Source organism: Epilithonimonas tenax DSM 16811 (assembly GCF_000428485.1).
Classification (GTDB): domain Bacteria; phylum Bacteroidota; class Bacteroidia; order Flavobacteriales; family Weeksellaceae; genus Epilithonimonas; species Epilithonimonas tenax.
In genome coordinates, this window is record NZ_AUAA01000008.1 from 68,242 (window position 1) to 86,048 (window position 17,807).

A 17,807-nucleotide genomic window follows, 5' to 3' on the forward strand; every position below is an offset into this window, starting at 1 on the left:
GGAGAATATTTAAATAATCCAACTCCAAGCAGAATAATTATTATACTATAAACCAGCATTATAATTTAAAACTTATAAACCTTATTTGCAGGCTTCTGATTTTTAATTTGTCCACGGATTGGAATCAATAATTCCATCAGACCATTGATTTTGATTTCGTAGATCGTAGACAGCTGCATTCCCAGCTTTCCTTTCGGCATTCCCTGGCTTTGAAACCATTCTAGGTAGCTGATTGGAAGATCTGCGAGAATCATATCTTTATGTTTTCCAAATGGCATTCTGACTTCGCAGATTTCCTTCAGGATGTCAGGATTCAAACCTTCCATTTTATACGATTAAATTTATTTTTTGATCAAGCTCTTCATTATCATTTGGTATCTGTAATGGTGGCGGTGTATCTTCATCAGAAAACTCATCACGGTAAACCTGTATCAGTAGTACTGTAATGGACATCAAAATAGGACCGAAAATCAATCCCATAAACCCGAAAATATTCATCCCCAATATAATCCCAAAAACGGTAACCAAAGGGTGGATGTCTTCCAATTTTTTCAGTAATGTGAATCTCAGCAGATTATCCGTAAGTCCTACGACCACAAGTCCATAGATCAAAACGCCAATCCCAGGTCCGGAATTGCCTTCTGCGATCATAAATATCCCAACAGGAACATACACTATGGCGGCCCCAACAACCGGAAGCATAGATGCGACGGCAGTCAGCGCAAAGAGAAGCATTGCACTTGGTGCTCCAAATATCCAGTAACCAATCAGTGCGACAACGCCTTGTCCTAGTGCTACCACAGGAATCCCGATGGCGTTTGCCAGTACCAGCTTTCTGAATTTGTCACCCAGCATTTTGGTATTGGCTCTTTTGAAAGGGATTGCTTTCGAGACGATTTTTTCAAATAATCTCGCTTTTACAAACATAAAGTAGAGAATAAAATACATCGATACAATCACGGTAAAAGTATTGACAGTGGTGCTCAAAGCTTTGGTGGACAGTGTTCCGGCAAAATTGGTCACCTTTGTGATGTTCTCTTTGCTTAGGATGTCAAATCCAACTTTGGAATAGATGAACTGATGGATCTTTTCCAGAAATATATTGAATTTCTCCATATAAGCCTGCGCGTTTCCAGCTTTGGCAACCAGCATATCTACGATAAAGTAAACTGGGAGAATGAGAATAATCAATGAGGCCAGCATCAGAACCAATGCCGCCAACCAGGGTTTCCAGTTTTTTTCTTCAACCAGATAATGATTGTATTTTCTACAGACGATATACAGCGTGACTGCTCCTAGAACCGAAGGGAGAAACAATGCTAGATTCCAACAAATCAAGCCGACTAAAACACATATTAATATAATTAGAGCGATCTGCTTTATTACTACAGAATCTATTGGTTTTCCGGAATCTGACATATTTTAATTGTAAGTTTTTATTTATAATTGCCTTGGAGCTCCCAGATAAGCGCAGTAAGCAGAATACATTGCAATGTAAAAAAACGGAATAGTAAGGTAAATTCCAACACAACATACGACAATGCCTGCAATACTTATAAGAGCTGCTAAAAGTGCAGTAAGCAAAAGCGTGCCATAATTTTCTTGAGCGATGTTAAACGATTTTTTGAGCGCATCAATTGCACCGGCATTTTCGAAAATCAAAATTGGATAACCCAAAAAGAAAAACGGAAGAACCAGTATAGCAGGCAAAAAACACATCAAAAAGGCAATCGTAAGAACAATCTGTGTGATTATGCATAAATGAAAATATGGACAAAATTTTGTCTGTAAGCAAAAAATAAATCAGATACCGTGATGGTCTTACGGAAATTCGATTTGTTGGCGATGTAAATCAATCCTACAAATATTGGTGCCAGCAGTAATCCCACAAAAAAAGATACGCCACCATAAGCTACGACGCCGGGCGTTGCTATCAGATCGTTGTAACTGTAACCGTTTCCTCTTTCTTTTATCTCTTCCATCAGCATCGTCGAGTTAAAACCGGTCACAGGCTGGATGAGATAACTTAATAAGAAATAGATGACAACGGCAAGGAAACAATACAAAAATGTATTCTTGAAAATTTCTAATGCGTGGGAAATGATGCTACCTGCTTCCTTCGAGGGAATATTGGCAGGGGTTTCGAATTCAGTAAAATTGTCCATAGTGATTTAAGTTTGAAGTTTATAATCAAATCTACATAAAAAAAATTTGACATAAATTAACTCATCATCAATTATTCCTCAAAATCAGCGATTAAGTGTTTGTAAAGCACATAGATCATCGCATTCCAAAACGGAAAAGTCAGGAAGATTCCAAAGAAAAACAGCACAAATCCACAGTACGAAAATAGGATAGAAACCATTGTTGCGATGAAGATCAAAATAAAATGCTTCTGAAAAGTCTGAACACTGATCTGAAACGACTGAAAATAATTAAACCCTTTGAAAAACATCAATGCCGGAATAAAAAGCATCATCGGAATCCAGATCAAAGTAAAAACCGAAAGAAAATTATTGATCATACTCCAAGCCAAAGAATAGATCACAAACAGAAAGAAATAGTGACCCTGGAAACCCGCAAAAAGATCACCCGTTTCCGGTTTCTCTCCAAGATCCAGTTTTCTGTAGATTTTCAGAAAACCAATATTCAGCGGGAAAATTACTGCTTTTATGACGATCATCACCTGCAAAAACAAAACCGCATTATCGGTCTGCATGAGTGCTGTATATTTGGTCAAAAAAGCTTGACTATCAGAATAGAACAAACCCTGAAACTTCTGGATCTCTTCAAAAAGTCCGTAATACCGGAAAGCAAAAGAGCCCGCAAACATGGTCACAGAAAAATAAATCACCGTAAACAAAAACTGAAAAGGCAAAGTTCTCATCCAATATTGATAGGCTTCTGTCAGTAATTTCCCGATCTCTGGTTTTGGCATTGTCATTCTAAAAATTTTTGCAAAAATAGAGGATTGCAACAGATAATCCATATTTTAAGTCTTTTATCTTTTCTCTATCATCTTTTCTCTACTTTTGTTTTATGTTTCAGAATTCGCAGTTTCAAAGAATGGATGACTTATCAGAAAGAAAAGAACCCTTTTTTTTTCTGATCAGTTTTTTGATGGATGAGGTTCGTATTTTTACTCAAAACGAAATTGAAAATAATAGGTTGTTGATTGATTTTCCGAGTGTTACAAATGTGAGTAATGGCCACGCAATAACTCCAAACTTCGATTGGAAATCATTTCCCGAAACTTTGGAAGATTATCAAAAAGGATTCGACATAGTTCAAGGAAATTTAAAAAAAGGAAACTCCTATCTCACGAATTATACCAGAAAAACCAACATCGAAACCAGCCTGACTTTGGACGAGATCTTCCGGCTGTCAAACGCCAAATATAAAATTCTGCTTCCAGATGAATTCGTCTGTTTCTCACCGGAAACCTTCGTAGAGATCGTGGATCATAAGATCTTCACACATCCAATGAAGGGCACAATTGATGCGGAAATTGTAGATGCAGAGAACATCCTGAAAAATGATGTGAAAGAAAAAGCGGAACATTATACAGTTGTCGATTTGTTGAGAAACGATCTCAGCATGGTTGCCAATCAAGTGAAAGTCAAGGATTTCCAAAGGATTGATTATCTTAAAACCAAACAGAAAAATCTACTCGCTATGAGTTCTGAGGTCGAAGGCGAGATAAAACCGGAATTCCAGAACAAAGTAGGATCTATTCTTCAAAAATTATTGCCAGCGGGATCTATTCTCGGTGCTCCCAAACCAAAAACTTTGGAGATCATCTTGCAAGCTGAACAATACGACCGTGGTTTTTACACCGGAGTTGCAGGTTATTTTGATGGTGAGAATCTGGATTCCTGCGTGATGATCAGATTTATTGAAAATGAAAACGGTAAGCTTTTTTTCAAAAGTGGCGGCGGAATCACACATCAAAGCGAGCTAAGCAGTGAATACGAAGAAATGAAAAACAAAATCTATGTCCCGATTTATTGAAAGCATCAAGGTTGAAGATCAGAAGATCTTCCTGACAGAACTTCATCAGAAAAGAATGAATGCCACTTTTTCCAATTTCGGAAAGCTGTGTCAAATTGATATTCACAGCCTGTTCCTCAACTTGGAACACGATGAAGACGGTCTTTACAAATTCCGGATAGAATATGATTTGGAAAACAGTTTCAAAACGCAGATTATGCCTTACGCTATTTCTGATCACGATGATTTCGAATTGGTTATTGGTAATGAAATTGATTATGCTTTTAAATCTGCAGACAGAACTGAGTTCCAGAAAATGAAAAAAAATAGTGATGCAGACGAGATTATTATTGTGAAACAAAACCAGATGACAGACAGCTCTTATTCCAATCTTCTGTTCCTGAAAGATAAAACCTGGTTCACACCCAAAACTTATCTTTTGAATGGCGTGATGCGACAAAGTCTATTAGCCTCGAAAAAAATCAAAGAAACCGACATTACAATGGGTAATATCAAAGAATTTTCGCATTTTCAATTGATTAATGCACTGAATGATTTTGATGAAATGTTCATTTATCCTATCGAGAAAATCATCAATCTACCGAAAGATGAATCGGATTTGGATTTTTGAGTTCGTGCCCGCAAAGGCCGCAGAATTTGATGAAAAAACAACAAAAAAGCAACTCACTTCTTGCAACGGTACTCATTTTTACGACTAAATGCCTTTAGCGACTTTTCGATAAAAATCACTTCAACGCTGCAAAATACTGCTTCAGAATATCCGCATTATTACATTCGGACGTCATGACTTCCAAAATTTTCGGTTTCGGATTGGACTTGAAAAAGTTGGGTAAAACCCGATCCAACGTAATTTCATCTTCCACTTTCGTGTAATCAAAACCGAAATTCTTTGCCAATAATTCTGCGTTTCTGTGATGCGTGGTGGCGATAAACTCGTCCAAGGCATTGGTGCCACTTGGTCCGGGAATGATTTTAAAAATGTTGCCTTCACCATTATTAAAGATCACAATCCTCGTGTAAGGCGGTATGTATTGATTCCAAAGTCCATTAATGTCATAGAAAAATGACAAATCTCCGGTAATCAAAATCGTAGGTTCATCTTCCATCATCGCAAATCCCATCGCCGTAGAAGTACAGCCGTCTATGCCGCTGGTTCCGCGGTTACAATAAACATCATGGGTTTGAAAAACAAATAATTGTGCATATCGGATGGCAGAACTGTTGGAGAAATGAATTCTGTAATTCTCTGGAGTATGATTTGATAATTGGCGGAAAAGATAAAAGTCTGAAAAAGGTGCTTTGTTCAGATACTCCTCGTGTTTCGCGTCTTTTTTGTCCTTCAGAACATCCCAAAGATTGAAGAAAGGTCTTGGCTCCAGATTGATGGATTTCAATAACTTGGAGAAAAAAATCTCCGCTTTTGTTTCAATTTTTTGGGTTAAAGCAAAATAAGTATCTGGCTGCCAATATTCATCGATGTGCCAGTGCTGTGCAGGTTTTGCTTTTCGGAGGAATTGTTTCACCCTTTTGGAAACGACATTCTGTCCGATGGTAATCAGCAAATCTGGCGCATATGTTCTGTAATCTTCCTCGGTAAAATCTGTAATATAACGATCAATATGAGCAAAGAATTTCTCGTGCTGGAGATTGGAGCCCATTTCTGTTAAAACTACAACTGTATGGTTTTTAACCAATTGGGCAAGTTGTGCATCCAACTCTGCGTTGGGTGCTAATGTGCCAGTAAGGATGAGTATTCTTTTGGAAATGTGCCAGTCTGCAATCAGGTTGGATGGGATTTCGTACGCTTTTTTCTGAATTGTCTTTTCGACAGCCGGCAAAACAGGCAATTCATCTACCAGATTGTAAAGAGGCTCATTCAGAGGAATATTGATGTGAACAGGGCCGCTTTTTTCGATGCAAAGTTCGACCGCTTTTTTAATCGTTTCAAAATTATGGTCTTCTGCACCATCTTTTTCGTCTTCCAACAGTTCAAAGTCACCATAAGAATGCTGTTGGAAAAGGTTTTTTTGGCGAATCGTTTGTCCGTCAAAAATATCCACAAAATCCGCAGGTCTGTCCGCAGTCAAGACCAGTAGCGGCACATTCTGATAAAATGCCTCTACAACTGCAGGATAATAATTGGTGGCCGCAGAACCACTTGTACAGGTAATGGCAACAGGCTTTTTGATCGATTTTGAAATGCCCAATGCTACAAAAGCCGCCGCTCTCTCGTCCACAATACTGTAACACTGGAACGCATCGATCTCTGAAAAATGGATTGACAAAGGCGCATTTCTAGAACCTGGCGAAATGATAATCTTATGGATGCCGTATTGTTCAAGAATATGGGCTAGAATCTGGATGCTGCGTTTTGCGGAATATTGCTTCATTGTAAAAATTTACTGAGAAATAAATCAGTTTGCAAATTTAATAAAAACCTTTGGGCAAGGTGTTGTAATTTATCGCAAAGGTGCAATTTAAAATTTAATTCGGTTCTTATGAAGTCGCAAAATTTGATACTTATAAGCGTTAAAATTTCGGAATGTAATTCACAAAAAAATCCGGCTCTTGAGAACCGGAAATTTGTATAATTAAATAGGGTGTGTCATAAAAATGCGTCTAACTCTACGCCGTCATCCGCAGCTGCATAGGGATTTCTCTTGGCGTTCCCGAATAAGTGATGGTGGTCAGCATAATCGCTGTTATAAACTCTGTTTCTTACATATTTTCTTACCACCAAAACGCCCAGAACAGCTGCTGTCCCAAAGATTCCGGCAAAGATGATTTCTACGTTTCTCTTCATATCATTAAAGATTAATATTTTTTCCTCAGCAAAAGATGTTCCTTTTTGAATAGGAAACCTCAATCTTATCAAAAATTTAAGATTCTGAAGGACACTTTTTACAGTTCAGTCGGTTTTTTTAACAATTCGGTCATATATAATTGCAGAAGCTTAGTAGGTAAGCTAATTTTGGACTCAGAAATTATTATAATGCAAAAGAAAAACATCATATCACTATTTTGGGTCGGTTTTGGCGTCAATATCTTTTTTTTCATCATTACTACAGATGACAAAACGATAGAGAATTTTTTCTACGGACTTTTAATTTGTCTTGTGTATTCTTTTTTTCTGGGGATTGGAAACGCGATGACGAATGAGCTTTTGAATAAAAAATTCTCCTGGACAGAGCAAACCAGAGCGAGAACAATTTTTGGGATTATTGCACTTGTTTTCATTAATGTTATCATCAGTTATCTATGCGGATATCTCAATTTTGTGGTCATTCAGCAAAAAGCAACAACGGCAGCGTTCTTTTCAGAAAAATACAATATGGTTAATTGGTTTACAATTAATATCTCTTTGATGATTTCGGCTTTCCTTCACGCCAAAGGCTTTATGGAAGAGTTGAAAAAAAATACCAAAAAAGAAGTGGTAGAGCAGAAACTGATTGCAAAATCTGCCAATGCCCAATTCGAATCTCTGAAGAACCAATTGGATCCGCATTTTCTCTTCAACTCTTTGAATGTCTTAACCGCTTTGATTGATGAGAATCCTGAACAGGCGCAGAAATTCACCACATCGATGTCAAAAATCTACCGTTACGTTTTGGAGCAAAAAGACAAAGAAATAGTGAAAGTGGAAGATGAGATAGAGTTTGCCAAGATATATTGCAACTTATTGAAAACCAGATTTGAAGACAGTGTCAGTTTTAATTTTGATATCAATCCTGATGATCTGCAAAAACTGGTAGTGCCACTCTCCTTACAATTGTTACTGGAAAACTGCATCAAACACAACTTTGCAACATCATCCAAACCGTTGAATGTCAGAATCTTCACAGAAGGAAAATTTCTCTGTATCGAAAATAACCTCCAGGTGCGGGAACAACTCAAAGAAAGTGCGGGAATAGGTTTGTCAAATATCGTTCAGCGTTATGCGCTGCTTACCAGGGATCATGTTTTTATAGAAAAATCAGAACAGACTTTCAAAGTGAAAATACCAATACTAACGGAAAAAATTGCTAAAAAAATGGATACCTACACAGCACCAGACACAGAAAATATCGCTTACCATAGAGCGGCAAAAAGAGTAAAAGAACTCAAAAGTTTTTATGGAAATCTGATCTCCTATTGCATTGTTATTCCATTTCTGACGATCTTTAATCTGCTTACCTCGCCAGGACAACTGTGGTTTTATTGGCCGATGCTGGGCTGGGGAATTGGTCTGACAGCACACGCGATGAACGTTTTCGCGATAGGAAAAAATTGGGAAGAAAAGAAAATACAGGAAATACTTAATAAAGAAAATCAAAAATAATCATGGAAAATAACAACAGCAGGATCCACTACGAGATAGCGGTGGAAAGAGTAAAAAACATCAGAAAATTTTATACCAGTGTAGTGGTCTTTATCATCATATTTGGAGTCATCTATGGCATCAGATTTTTCAAATACGGGTTTTCAAACTTAGATCACATTCAGGTTTCATGGATCTTCATTATCTGGGGATTGCTACTGGCTATAAGAGGTTTCAAGTTATTTTTCCTGAACTCGGATTGGGAAAAAGAGATGATTAATAAAGAACTTAAAAAACAAAACAATGGAAATTATTCAAGATAAAAACGGTATCGAATATCGCGAAGCCGTAAAAAAAGTAAAACGCCTCAAAGGTTTTTACACCCATTTGACCATCTATACCTTGGTCAATCTATTCCTTATTTTTGCCAACTGGAGCGAGATCCGCGAAGAACACAGCTTCTGGAGCTGGGAGATTTGGGCAACACCAGTTTTCTGGGGAATAGGATTGGTAGCGCACGGCGCGGGTGTTTTTTGTCCCGGATATTTTTTAGGAAAAGATTGGGAAGATAGAAAAACGAAAGAATTAATGGAAAAGTATAAATAATACGACTAAAATTTAGTCAATGGAAAATCGAAAGTTAGAAAATAACTCAGATGAAAAACTTCGTTATCTGAATGCGCAAAAAAGAGTCAGAGAAATTAGAGGCTTCTATGCTCATTTAATTGCTTACGTTGCTGTAAATGTTGTAGTGATAATTTTCAATATTCTTTATCACGAGCTAGGCTATATGAGGATAAAAGTAAATCAATTTTACAGCCTTATAATTTGGGGAATATTAATTATGATTCACGCTGGATTTGTTTTCTTAGGCAAGGAATGGGAAGAAAGGAAAATTCGCAAATTAATGGACAAAGAAAAATAATATTTTACCTAATTTCGAATTCAATAAAATAAACTATAAAAATGATAAGAACGATAATCATCGAAGACGAAAAACCGGCAGTCAGACGACTTGAGAAATTATTGGGTTTGTTTTCTGATTTAGAAGTAGTTGCGAGCCTCAATTCTGTGGAGGAATCAGTCGATTGGTTTCAAGAAAATGAACATCCGCAACTGATTTTTTCGGACATCGTTCTTGGTGACGGATTGTCATTTGATATTTTTGATAAAGTTGCTACCAAGGCATTTATCATTTATACCACCGCTTTTGACCAATATACTTTGAAAGCCTTCAAGCTCAATAGCATCGATTACCTTTTGAAACCAATCGAAGCGGAAGATCTGGCAAAGGCGATAGAAAAATTCAAATCGTTCTTACCCGAACAAGGTGCTGTCAACTCGCAGGAAATCAGACAAATCGTTAAAAAAGAACAAGCAACACTTTCCCGGATTTTGGTGAAAATAGGGTATAATCTGAAAGTCGTTTCCATCAATGAGGTCAGCTGTTTCTACAGTGAGAATAAGATCGTCTATCTGCAAACCAAGGAAAGGAATTTCCCAACAGATTTTACGCTAGACGAACTGGAAAATGTCTTGGAAGAGAGCAAATTTTTCCGTGTCAACAGACAATTCATCATCAGCTCAGATTACATCAAAAACATTCACACTTCGCCCAATTATAAAGTTGATTTGGAATTCCAGCCGGATGAAGAAATTACGGTGAGTAGGGATAGAGTGAAGGATTTTAAGGATTGGCTGGCTGGAAACTAAAACAAAACAGGCTTTACGAAATCTTCGCAAAGCCTGTTCATTTATTTAATTTCAGTTTATTTTTAAGCAATCACGCCGCTTCCAATCAATTCATCCTCCAAATACCAAGCCGCAAATTGCCCTTCAGCAATCGCAGACTGCGGGTTTTCAAACTCCATATAAAATCCACTTTCAAATTGATGAATCGTAGCTTTTTCCAAAGTTTGTCTGTAACGGATTCTCGCCATCACTTCCATAGATTCGCCGTTTTTCAATCTCAAATCCTCACGAACCCAATGTAGTTCAGCATTTTCAATTTTCAAAGCTTTGCGGAAAAGTCCAGGGAAATGTTTGCCTTCGCCCACAAAAATAATGTTGTTTTCCATCTCTCTGCAAATGATGAAACAAGATTCCTTGTGACCACCAATGCCCAAACCTTTACTCTGACCGATGGTGAAAAACTGCGCACCTTGGTGCTTACCAATCACTTTTCCGTCTTCTTTTTTATAATTGATTTTCGCAGAAAGATATTCCAGCTCTTCTAATTTTGAATTAAAAGTTGGCGTTTCTCTATGAAATTCTGCAAAGTCGTTGAAGATTTCTACAATTTCGCCTTCCTTGGGAACCAGTTGCTGCTGAAGAAAAGTGGGTAAACTCACTTTCCCGATGAAACAAAGTCCCTGAGAATCTTTCTTGTCTGCCGTTACCAAGCCGATTTCTTTAGCAATTTCCCGCACTTCCGGTTTCGTCAATTCCCCGATGGGGAACAACGCTTTCGACAATTGATCTTGGCTCAACTGACAGAGAAAATAACTTTGGTCTTTGTTGTTATCTTTCCCAGCCAACAGATGAAAAATTTCCTTTCCATTGTCGTCAACGGTAGAAGTCACGCGCGCATAATGACCTGTTGCCACTTTCTCCGCACCAAGCGATAAAGCCGTTTTCATAAACACATCGAATTTCACTTCACGGTTGCAAAGCACATCCGGATTTGGCGTTCTTCCTTTCTGATATTCGTCAAACATATAATCCACAATCCGCTCTTTGTAGAGCTCGCTCATATCAATGACCTGATAAGGAATTCCTAATTTTTGTGCAACAAGAAGCGCATCATTACTATCTTCGATCCACGGGCATTCATCTTCCAATGTGACGGATGCATCGTTCCAGTTTCGCATAAAAAGTGCGATAACCTCGTGACCTTGCTGTTGCAAAAGATAAGCTGTCACGCTAGAATCTACGCCTCCGGAGAGGCCAACTACTATTTTCATTTGATTTCAATTTTTACGAAACTCTTGACGGGAGTTCTTAGTTTGAGGATGCAAAAATACGGTTAAAAGTTTCGCAAAAAAACCATAATTTTAAACATTGATAAAAACGATTGTATCAAAGACAATAATTTTGGCAGCTAGATCCGTCCTCCGTTCCCGCTTTTTTCTTTTTTTTGAGAAAAAAGAAAAAGAGCTCCACTCAGGCCGGGCTGCGTGTCATTCGATTTTTTTTAAACTATAAAACACACTTATTATGAAAAAAATGTTTAGTCTTTTCTTAGTTCCAATTAGCTTGCTTAGCTTTTCTCAAATAGCAATGAGTGCCGGCACTCCATCCAACCGCTGGACTTTCGGTGGCGGATTGGGTGTTGGTTTCGGGAGCAACAGTTACTTTAATCTTCAAGTTTCGCCGAGAGTGGGGTACAAGATCACAGATCAGTTGGAAGGCGGCCTTATAGGCAACGTGTCCTGGCAGACATCAGATTTTTACAAATCGACAATCTTTGGTGTGGGTCCGTTTATGAATTATTATTTTGCACGTTCTTTCTTTGTAGGCGCTCATCTTCAGCAATATTTCATCAGTTCCCAAGAAAAATTCACGGGTTACAAATTCAATACAGACGAGACTGCCCTATATTTGGGCGGCGGTTACATGCAGGCTTTGGGAAATCATGCGTTTGTGCAGTTTGGATTGATGTATAATGTTCTTTGGAAAGAGAACAGCAGTATATTTGGTGCCGGATTTGTCCCAAGTGTTGGCTTTGTGGTGGGATTATAAAAAAATAAAGCCCTCTATCAATCATCCTTGCTTGGCGTTCTGTAAGTTTTAGAGGGCTTCATTAATATGTACAATCTGCCATAATGATATAAAAAAGCCACCTTTTGGAGGTGGCCTATATCGTTTTAAATATGATTATTTGACAATCTGGTCTTCTTTAACAGTTTCTCCTTGCAAGCCATCTTTGGCTTCATTGATGCTTAGGACAACCGTTTCTCCCTCCGTGAATTGCTTATTAACCAGCATTTCTGCTAACAAATCTTCTATATACTTCTGGATGGCGCGTTTCAGCGGTCTCGCTCCAAAGTCTTTGTCCCAACCTTTTTCAGATATGAAATCTTTGGCATCCTCGCTCAATTCAACTTTATAGCCTAATTTATCCAATCTGCTGTACAATTTGGACAGTTCCAAATCGATGATCTTTTTGATATCCTGCTGTTGTAGAGAGTTAAAGATAATGATATCATCAATTCTGTTCAGAAATTCTGGGGCAAATGCCTTTTTCAAAGCGTTTTCGATGGTAGATCTTGCTCTTGCATCGGTATTGGTTTTCTTGGCATTGGTTCCGAATCCTACACCATCACCGAAGTCTTTTAGATCTCTGGTTCCGATATTGGAAGTCAAGATGATGATCGTATTTCTAAAATCAATTTTTCTTCCAAGAGAATCTGTGACAAATCCTTCGTCCAGAATCTGCAACAAAATGTTGAAAACATCTGGATGCGCTTTCTCAATCTCGTCAAGAAGAACGACTGCATAAGGTTTTCTTCTGACGGCTTCCGTCAATTGTCCACCTTCTTCATATCCAACATATCCTGGAGGCGCTCCAACCAATCTGGAAACCGCAAATTTCTCCATATACTCACTCATATCAATTCTGATCAGAGCTTCGTCCGAGTCGAATAATTCGCGCGCCATGACTTTCGCCAATTCTGTTTTACCAACACCGGTAGTTCCAAGGAAGATGAATGTTCCGATTGGTCTGTTCGGATCTTTAAGGCCTGCTCTGTTTCTTTGGATGGCTTTTACCACTTTTTTCACAGCGTCTTCCTGGCCTATTACCTTTCCGTTCAGTTTATCATCCATTTGGGCCAGTTTGTCTAGCTCGTTTTTACCTACTTTGGTCACCGGAACGCCACTCATCATAGAAACCACTTCCGCAACACTTTCTTCTGTTACTTCTTCTTTTTTCTCTTTGACATCTTTGTCCCACTGTTCTTGGGCGAGATTCAGTTCGATCTGAAGTCTTTCTTCCTCATCTTTCAGTTTTCTGGCTTCGAGGTAATCTTGTGCTTTTACCGCTTGCTGCTTCAATTCCTTCACTTCTTCGATTCTTTCTTCGTGCTCGATGATTTCGGAAGGAACTTTCATATTCTTGATATAAACTCTTGATCCTGCTTCATCCATTGCATCAATGGCTTTGTCTGGAAGGAATCTGTCTGTGATGTATCTTGCCGTTAAGTTGACACACGCGGTGATCGCTTCATCTGTGTAATGAACGTTGTGGTGGTCCTCGTATTTATCTTTGATCTGGTGAAGGATCTGGATTGTTTCGTCAACCGTAGTTGGTTCTACCATCACCTTTTGGAAACGACGTTCCAAAGCGCCATCTTTCTCGATGTACTGTCTGTACTCGTCTAGCGTCGTAGCACCAATACATTGGATCTCGCCTCTTGCCAATGCCGGTTTGAACATGTTGGAAGCGTCCAAACTTCCTGTAGAACTTCCCGCTCCAACGATGGTGTGTAACTCATCGATGAAAAGGATGACATCACGGTTTTTCTCCAGTTCTGTCATGATCGCTTTCATTCTTTCTTCAAATTGTCCACGGTATTTGGTTCCCGCAACCAAACTTGCAAGATCCAGAGTGATTACTCTTTTACCATAAAGAACTCTCGACACTTTTTTCTGCTGAATTCTCAAAGCCAGACCTTCTGCAATGGCGGATTTACCAACACCTGGTTCACCTATCAAAAGGGGGTTGTTTTTCTTTCTTCTTGATAAGATCTGAGAAACCCTTTCGATCTCTTTTTCACGACCGATAACGGGATCTAGTTTTCCATCTCTTGCGAGAGAAGTAAGATCACGGCCGAAGTTATCCAAGGTTGGGGTTTTACTTTTCTGAGCACCCAGATTTCCGGTCGGCTTTTTCATTTGGCTGTACGGCTCTTCTTTTTCCTCATCATCATCGTAAGCACTATTTTGTGGCAGCTGATCTGTATTTTTCAGCATGGTTCTGTACTCTTTCTGCACAGCGTCATAATCAATATCATAAGCCTGAAGAATGTTAGCCGTCGGATCTTCCTGTTTGTAAAGAACACCTAGTAAAAGGTGCACCGTATTGATATCAGAAGATTGGTATTGTCGGCATTCTAGTTCGGACCTTTTCACGGCTTGATCTGCCATTTTTGTGAAAGAAATACTGCCCATATTCGCGGTAAACGGATTTGAGTTTACAGAGCTCAGGCTTTCTATTTTTCTCTTTATCTGGGTAAGATCCGCACTTAGACTTTCGAGGATCTCTTTTGCAGAATTTTCAGTTTTGATGATTCCTAAAAGGAAATGTTCAGTATTCAGAAATTCACTCTGCAAACGCCTTGCTTCATTTTTGCTTTGTTTGAACACGCGGTTCAAACCGTCTGAAAATTTATAATCCATAATTAAAAATTATACACTAAGTTATGTTTTTTATGATAAATCCTACAATTAATTATTGTAAAATTTAAATATTTGTTTGCAAATAGATTGCCATCAAAAAAAACGGACTTTATGACTTGATTTTTTATAAAATTGTTTAGGTTTGTAATTCTTAAAAAGTGCTCATGAATAATTGGTCAGAATATGTAGGTTACTTGGCTTCTGTTTTCGTGGTAGTTAGCTTTCTCCTGAAAGATATCAAAACGATAAGAACCATTAATTTATTGGGCTGTATTTGTTTCGTGATCTACGGAATATACAGCGGAATGCTTTGGCCAATCATCATTCCCAATGCAGTTCTTACTTTGATTCAACTTTATAATATTTTAAAAAAGACTTAGATGAAAGTGATCGTAAGTGTTTTCAACAATCTATATACCGACCAGCGTGTGGAGAAGGTGTGTAAAACGCTTTACGATAATGGATACGAACCTATTCTAATTGGTTGCAATTGGCTTGGAGCACCAGAAATGGAACGGCCTTATGCTTTTTTCAGGATTGATTTAAAATCGAAAATTTTAAGGTTAGCTTATATAGAATTCCAGAGAAAACTCTACCAAGAACTCATAAAACGTGCTGACAATAAGACCATTTTATTAGCCAATGATTTGGAAACGCTTATGCCAAATTATCTGATTTCTAGGAAACGCAACATCCCGATTATCTTTGACAGCCACGAGATTTTTACAGAAATGCCAACCATCCAGGGCCGTTGGGTAAAACACGTTTGGAAAAAAATCGAAAAGACTTTTGTCCCGAAAATCAAACGAATGATAACGGCAAGTCATTCTTACGCCAACTGGTTTGTTAAGGAATATGACATCAATAAGCCTTTGGTAATTAGTAATTTACCAAGGAAAATTGAATTCACTGGAGCCAAAGAAAATTCAAAAAAAATAATTCTTTACCAAGGGTGGCTCAACTATTCCCGAGGCATTGATAAAGCCATCCTGGCCATGGAATTGATAGATAATGCGGAGCTTTGGATTGCTGGCGGCGGCCCTTTGGAAGCAGAATTCTGCACTTTGGCAAAGCAGTCAGGAGTGGAGGGAAAGATCAAATTCCTTGGAAAACTATCGCCACAAAACCTTCGTGAGATCACACCAAAAGCAGATGTGGGATTGAGTATCGAAGAGAACAATGGACTCAGTTACTATTATTCTTTACCAAATAAAATTTCGGATTACATCCAGTCAAGAGTGCCTGTTGTGGTTTCCAATTTCCCTGAGATGACAAATATTATCAATTCTTTTGGAGTAGGAGAGATCATAGAAAATCATTCACCACAGCATCTTGCAGAGAAAATAAATCTGGTGTTGGCCAATGGCAAAGCCTTCTATCTTCACAACCTGAATGTGGCTTCTGATGAGCTCTGTTGGGAAAACGAAGAAGATAAGATCCTGAAACTTTTCAGCGATTCCAGAAAAGAATTAGAGCACAACCATTAACCTTTTGGTTTTTATTGCATCTAAAAGGTGCATCATTCTGGATGTATTAACTTGATAAAATTATGAAAATGAAATCCTTAGTATTAATATTCAGTATCGCTTTGCTGACGATCAGTTGCGGAAGTCAAACTTATTTAGATCCAACAAGCTTGAGCTCTGTGGTTCAAAACAAAGAATTTGATTTCAATGCAACCAAAGCTTTTCCAACCAACTATGATGTCATCAATGTGATGAACTCGATGCCGGGTTCTACCGGGACTCGGATTTTGAATCTTGATCCAGGCAATGGTTTTAATTTAAAAAAAGATTTGTTTAGCGTATCCTTACCTTATTTTGGAAGAGCTTTCAATGCAAGTCCTGGTGATGCAAATAATGGCGGAATCAGATTTGAGTCTAAAGAATTCACGGTCAAACAAGCCTCCACAAAAAAAGGAAATACACTTTTTGTGATCGCGCCAAGAGACCAACGAGAGAATTATGTTTTCAATCTGGAGGTTTTCAAAAATGGAAGTGCTTTTCTATCTGTGAATTCAAATAACAGACAGCCCATCAGTTTTGATGGCCATCTTTCAGCTGCGAAATAATTAATCAAATAACTTCTTGACAAATTCCCGGGCTTCAGAACTGGAATTTGAGTTGAGATCCCATGAGTTTTTCTTGTGTTCCAAGTATAAATTTTCTAAGGAATGATCCCGTTTTGCTTTCTCTAGAATATACTCCTTGACCCAAAATTCGAATCTCTTTTCGGCCTGATCTTTCCGGTCTTCTTGGAAAGTTCCATTCTTCTTTTTAAGTGAAATGAAACTTTCTATCTTTTCGAAAGTGTCTGTCAGGCCTTCATTCTCTAAGGCTGAACCTAATATGATGGGGACTCTCCAGCCTTTTTCTTTGGCCGTGATCAATTGCAACGCTCTTGATAATTCGGTTTTCGTGAGTTTGGCTTTGGATAGATTTTCGGAATTGACTTTATTAATGAAAATCAGATCTGCCATTTCCATTATACCACGTTTGATCCCTTGCAGTTCATCGCCGCCGCCAATTATTTTCAGAAAAAGAAAAACATCGGTAATATCATTGACCAGAGTCTCACTTTGCCCAACCCCGACGGTTTCTATCAGAATATAGTCGTAACCTGCCGCTTCGCAAATTAATAAGCTTTCATAAGTCGTGTTCGCAATGCCACCAAGAAAGCCGGAACTGGGACTTGGGCGGATAAAAGCATTGGGATCTTTTGCCAATTCTTCCATTCTGGTTTTGTCGCCAAGAATACTTCCTTTGTTGATAGACGAGCTTGGATCAACAGCCAAAACTGCGACTTTTTTTCCTTTTTCGATCGCCATTTTTCCAAAAGATTCTATAAAAGTAGATTTTCCAGCGCCGGGAACGCCCGTAATTCCAATTCTGACAGATTTTCCGGTAAAAGGAATAATGCGTTTCAAAAGTTGATCCGCAAGGTCCCGATGTTCAGATTTCTTACTTTCAATCAGGGTAATGGCCTTGCCAAGGATCCTTTTGTCAGACGCTTTGATCCCTGCGATGTAATCATCGATACCGAATTGCTTTGCCATATTTGGAATTGTTACAAATTAGAACCTGTTGCACGAAGCTGTTTC

The 17,807-nt window shown here is 38.4% G+C and carries 21 protein-coding genes; 11 read left to right on the forward strand and 10 right to left on the reverse strand.

What is annotated here, in order from left to right; genetic code table 11:
- Positions 1 to 65 precede the first annotated feature (65 nt).
- The 5 genes from F564_RS18780 to F564_RS0105745 all read right to left on the reverse strand — a co-directional run bounded on the left by F564_RS18780 (position 66) and on the right by F564_RS0105745 (position 2,938).
- Positions 66 to 317: a DUF3820 family protein gene (locus F564_RS18780; RefSeq protein WP_051259582.1), complete on the reverse strand. Its 252-nt coding sequence runs from the start codon at positions 315 to 317 to the stop codon at positions 66 to 68.
- Between the two features lie 10 nt (positions 318 to 327).
- Complete coding sequence (locus F564_RS0105735; RefSeq protein WP_028121776.1) at positions 328 to 1,419, reverse strand: AI-2E family transporter; 1,092 nt, start codon at positions 1,417 to 1,419, stop codon at positions 328 to 330.
- Between the two features lie 21 nt (positions 1,420 to 1,440).
- A complete protein-coding gene (locus F564_RS20910; RefSeq protein WP_228373867.1) occupies positions 1,441 to 1,662 on the reverse strand; it encodes a hypothetical protein in 222 nt (73 codons plus the stop codon).
- Between the two features lie 89 nt (positions 1,663 to 1,751).
- Positions 1,752 to 2,165, reverse strand: a complete 414-nt coding sequence (locus F564_RS20915; protein ID WP_051259579.1) for a hypothetical protein — start codon at positions 2,163 to 2,165, stop codon at positions 1,752 to 1,754.
- Between the two features lie 71 nt (positions 2,166 to 2,236).
- Positions 2,237 to 2,938 carry a hypothetical protein gene (locus F564_RS0105745; protein ID WP_051259580.1) on the reverse strand — a complete coding sequence of 234 codons (702 nt, stop codon included), beginning with the start codon at positions 2,936 to 2,938 and terminating at the stop codon, positions 2,237 to 2,239.
- 128 nt (positions 2,939 to 3,066) lie between these two features.
- On the opposite strand from F564_RS0105745, the gene F564_RS0105750 reads away from it, so the two are divergent.
- Positions 3,067 to 4,011 (forward strand): aminodeoxychorismate synthase component I, encoded by a 945-nt coding sequence (locus tag F564_RS0105750; protein ID WP_394330627.1) that lies wholly within the window; start codon positions 3,067 to 3,069, stop codon positions 4,009 to 4,011.
- A complete protein-coding gene (locus F564_RS0105755) occupies positions 3,995 to 4,621 on the forward strand; it encodes an aminotransferase class IV (RefSeq protein WP_028121779.1) in 627 nt (208 codons plus the stop codon). The genes F564_RS0105750 and F564_RS0105755 overlap by 17 nt, the downstream gene beginning before the upstream one ends.
- 115 nt (positions 4,622 to 4,736) lie before the next feature.
- Here the strand turns inward: F564_RS0105755 and menD are convergent, their stop codons facing one another.
- Positions 4,737 to 6,401 carry a 2-succinyl-5-enolpyruvyl-6-hydroxy-3-cyclohexene-1-carboxylic-acid synthase gene (gene menD, locus F564_RS0105760; protein WP_028121780.1) on the reverse strand — a complete coding sequence of 555 codons (1,665 nt, stop codon included), beginning with the start codon at positions 6,399 to 6,401 and terminating at the stop codon, positions 4,737 to 4,739.
- Between the two features lie 215 nt (positions 6,402 to 6,616).
- Positions 6,617 to 6,814 carry a hypothetical protein gene (locus tag F564_RS18790; RefSeq protein WP_028121781.1) on the reverse strand — a complete coding sequence of 66 codons (198 nt, stop codon included), beginning with the start codon at positions 6,812 to 6,814 and terminating at the stop codon, positions 6,617 to 6,619.
- Positions 6,815 to 7,003: 189 nt separating this feature from the next.
- Between F564_RS18790 and F564_RS0105770 the strand changes: the two genes are divergently transcribed.
- Genes F564_RS0105770 through F564_RS0105790 form a run of 5 tightly spaced genes read left to right on the forward strand, consistent with a single transcriptional unit; the run spans position 7,004 to position 10,021 of the window.
- A complete protein-coding gene (locus F564_RS0105770; RefSeq protein ID WP_028121782.1) occupies positions 7,004 to 8,329 on the forward strand; it encodes a 2TM domain-containing protein in 1,326 nt (441 codons plus the stop codon).
- Positions 8,330 to 8,331: 2 nt separating this feature from the next.
- Positions 8,332 to 8,631 (forward strand): 2TM domain-containing protein, encoded by a 300-nt coding sequence (locus F564_RS0105775; protein ID WP_028121783.1) that lies wholly within the window; start codon positions 8,332 to 8,334, stop codon positions 8,629 to 8,631.
- Complete coding sequence (locus F564_RS0105780; RefSeq protein WP_028121784.1) at positions 8,612 to 8,914, forward strand: 2TM domain-containing protein; 303 nt, start codon at positions 8,612 to 8,614, stop codon at positions 8,912 to 8,914. The genes F564_RS0105775 and F564_RS0105780 overlap by 20 nt, the downstream gene beginning before the upstream one ends.
- 19 nt (positions 8,915 to 8,933) lie before the next feature.
- Positions 8,934 to 9,233, forward strand: a complete 300-nt coding sequence (locus F564_RS0105785) for a 2TM domain-containing protein (RefSeq protein WP_028121785.1) — start codon at positions 8,934 to 8,936, stop codon at positions 9,231 to 9,233.
- A 41-nt stretch (positions 9,234 to 9,274) separates the two neighbouring features.
- The gene (locus F564_RS0105790; RefSeq protein WP_084406776.1) at positions 9,275 to 10,021 is read left to right on the forward strand and encodes a LytR/AlgR family response regulator transcription factor; all 747 of its coding nucleotides are present in this window, start codon (positions 9,275 to 9,277) and stop codon (positions 10,019 to 10,021) included.
- Between the two features lie 62 nt (positions 10,022 to 10,083).
- Here F564_RS0105790 and mnmA read toward each other — a convergent pair whose 3' ends face one another.
- Positions 10,084 to 11,271: a tRNA 2-thiouridine(34) synthase MnmA gene (gene mnmA, locus F564_RS0105795; protein ID WP_028121787.1), complete on the reverse strand. Its 1,188-nt coding sequence runs from the start codon at positions 11,269 to 11,271 to the stop codon at positions 10,084 to 10,086.
- A gap of 253 nt (positions 11,272 to 11,524) precedes the next feature.
- Here mnmA and F564_RS0105800 point away from each other — a divergent pair, with 253 nt between their 5' ends.
- Positions 11,525 to 12,049, forward strand: coding sequence for a hypothetical protein (locus tag F564_RS0105800; RefSeq protein ID WP_028121788.1), 525 nt, complete (start codon positions 11,525 to 11,527; stop codon positions 12,047 to 12,049).
- Between the two features lie 135 nt (positions 12,050 to 12,184).
- On the opposite strand, the gene F564_RS0105805 is transcribed toward F564_RS0105800, so the two are convergent.
- Complete coding sequence (locus F564_RS0105805; RefSeq protein ID WP_028121789.1) at positions 12,185 to 14,707, reverse strand: ATP-dependent Clp protease ATP-binding subunit; 2,523 nt, start codon at positions 14,705 to 14,707, stop codon at positions 12,185 to 12,187.
- A gap of 164 nt (positions 14,708 to 14,871) precedes the next feature.
- Between F564_RS0105805 and F564_RS0105810 the strand changes: the two genes are divergently transcribed.
- From F564_RS0105810 to F564_RS0105820, 3 genes are all read left to right on the forward strand, one after another.
- Positions 14,872 to 15,087, forward strand: a complete 216-nt coding sequence (locus F564_RS0105810; RefSeq protein WP_028121790.1) for a hypothetical protein — start codon at positions 14,872 to 14,874, stop codon at positions 15,085 to 15,087.
- Positions 15,088 to 16,194: a glycosyltransferase gene (locus F564_RS0105815; protein WP_028121791.1), complete on the forward strand. Its 1,107-nt coding sequence runs from the start codon at positions 15,088 to 15,090 to the stop codon at positions 16,192 to 16,194. It begins immediately after the preceding gene.
- 68 nt (positions 16,195 to 16,262) lie between these two features.
- Complete coding sequence (locus tag F564_RS0105820) at positions 16,263 to 16,778, forward strand: DUF4251 domain-containing protein (RefSeq protein ID WP_228373868.1); 516 nt, start codon at positions 16,263 to 16,265, stop codon at positions 16,776 to 16,778.
- Here F564_RS0105820 and meaB read toward each other — a convergent pair whose 3' ends face one another.
- A complete protein-coding gene (meaB, locus tag F564_RS0105825) occupies positions 16,779 to 17,762 on the reverse strand; it encodes a methylmalonyl Co-A mutase-associated GTPase MeaB (RefSeq protein WP_028121793.1) in 984 nt (327 codons plus the stop codon).
- Between the last annotated feature and the right edge of the window lie 45 nt (positions 17,763 to 17,807).